Here is a 1,864-nt window from a genome sequence, read left to right as displayed (position 1 = left end):
CCCCCCCCCCCCCTCCTCCCTGAACCTTGGCCACCTCGTGCATCGCACGAGGTGGTTTTTTAATGTCTTGAGGGATTTTCAGAAAACACGCCTGAAACCGCCGGATTTCGCCAGTCAGTCGGCAAATGTCATTCTGCGGCGAGCGGCCATTCCCTGCCGCCGGCCACTTGGCCCAGATCGGCAACGACAGCCGCCAGGCGCCTGACCAGATCCACCAGCACATCGGCGACTCGCGACAGCCCTTCACCCGGCTCGGCAAGATTCGCATCGAGATAGCAACTGCGATCGATCTCGAGCTGGAAAGCATGCAGCCCACGCTGCGGCTGCGCATGACGTTCGAGCACGTAACCGCCGGCATAGGGACGGTTGTGCGCGGCCGGCAGGCCGCGCTCCGCGAAATGGGCAAAGGCCGTGGCGATCACGCTGCCATGGCAGGTTACGCCGAACCGATCGCCGACGACATATTGTGCACCCGCGACACCGAATCGACTCGGCAACGGCGGCATCGAATGCAGGTCCAGCAGCAGCGCCGCTCCCCAACGCTCACGCAGTGCGGCCAATTGCTCGGCCAGGACCTCATGATAAGGCGCGTGAATGCCCTCGACCCGGGCTGCAAGATCGTCCCTTGCGTGGCGCGAACGCCACAGCTCGCCCAGTCCGGGCAGACGCCGCGGAATCAGTCCCAACCCGCTCAGGACCCGGCGGCTCGGCATCTCGCTACTGCGCTCGGGCCGCGCCGATCGTTCGAACATTTCCCAGTCGATATCGTCGGGCGCGCGATTGAGGTCTATCATCGCCCGCGGAGCATGAGCCATCAGCAGGCTCGCCCCGGTTCGCGCCGCGATCTCCTCGCCCAGACGATCGACGTAACGGTCTTCAAGGCGCAGCGAGACCGATTCGGGATGGCGCATCTCGCGCAGCAGTCCGCTGGGATAGACCCTGCCCGCATGCGGCACGGCGACGAGCACAGGAATCGCCGAGGGCTCGGTTGCAGCGATCGTGAAAGCCGGGCTCGCCGGTGCGCCGGGAATCTGCCCTCCGGTCCGTCTTTGCGAATCGCTCTCGCCCACTTTGCTCACCATGTCCCTGAAACTGGTCTTTTCACTTTCCCGAGTCAAAGCGTCCCGTTCCCGGTCAGTCCCGAATCCAGACGAGAATGTTAACCGGTCTTGGCGTATGACCCTTCATCCGGTCGCGACGAACGCGACCTCGCTCAATGACATAGAAATACGGGACGACATGGCGATGATCCGCATCCTGCTAGCCGAAGACGATGAGGCGATGCGCACCTACCTGGCACGGGCATTGGAAAATGCCGGATACGATGTGGTTGCCGTCGATTGCGGCACGAGCGCCCTGCCCCATCTGGAAACCGAGACTTTCGACCTGCTGCTTTCGGACATCGTCATGCCCGAGATGGACGGCATCGAACTGGCGCAGCGCTGCGCAGAAGTTTCACCGATGACCAAGGTCATGTTCATTACCGGCTTTGCCGCCGTTACCCTGCGCGCCAGCCGCGAGGCGCCCCAGGCCAAAGTCCTTTCCAAGCCCTTCCACCTGCGCGATCTTGTGATGGAAGTGCAGAGGGTTTTCGGCCTTCCCGAGCACGCCCGACTTTAATTGAAAAATTCCTGCCAAAGCGTCTTGCATCACCTGAAACATGACGCTAGAGGGCCAGTCCTCCGAGCGGGAACGCCCGCAAGGAGCTCTGAACGGAATGGGCGTATAGCTCAGTGGTAGAGCACTATGTTGACATCGTAGGGGTCGCAAGTTCAATCCTTGCTACGCCCACCATTCCTCAGGCCTGATGGCTAGAAACCCGTCGCGAAAGCGGCGGGGTTTTTTCTTTTGGGGACCGGGTTTT

2 protein-coding genes and 1 tRNA gene are annotated in these 1,864 nt (G+C 61.9%); 2 read left to right on the top strand and 1 reads right to left on the bottom strand.

Features of this window, described 5'->3' with window-relative positions:
* Window positions 1-128: 128 nt before the first annotated feature.
* Window positions 129-1,082: an N-formylglutamate amidohydrolase gene (locus SPHV1_RS01435; RefSeq protein WP_054944341.1), complete on the bottom strand. Its 954-nt coding sequence runs from the start codon at window positions 1,080-1,082 to the stop codon at window positions 129-131.
* Between the two features lie 163 nt (window positions 1,083-1,245).
* Here SPHV1_RS01435 and cpdR point away from each other — a divergent pair, with 163 nt between their 5' ends.
* Window positions 1,246-1,620: a cell cycle two-component system response regulator CpdR gene (cpdR, locus tag SPHV1_RS01430; protein WP_041559465.1), complete on the top strand. Its 375-nt coding sequence runs from the start codon at window positions 1,246-1,248 to the stop codon at window positions 1,618-1,620.
* A 99-nt stretch (window positions 1,621-1,719) separates the two neighbouring features.
* Window positions 1,720-1,794, top strand: a tRNA-Val gene (locus SPHV1_RS01425).
* The last annotated feature ends 70 nt before the right edge of the window (window positions 1,795-1,864 follow it).

This window comes from Novosphingobium sp. KN65.2, assembly GCF_001368935.1.
Taxonomy (GTDB): domain Bacteria; phylum Pseudomonadota; class Alphaproteobacteria; order Sphingomonadales; family Sphingomonadaceae; genus Novosphingobium; species Novosphingobium mathurense.
The sequence above is the reverse complement of the archived record's forward strand: the minus strand, read 5'-3'. Positions and strand labels throughout refer to the sequence as shown.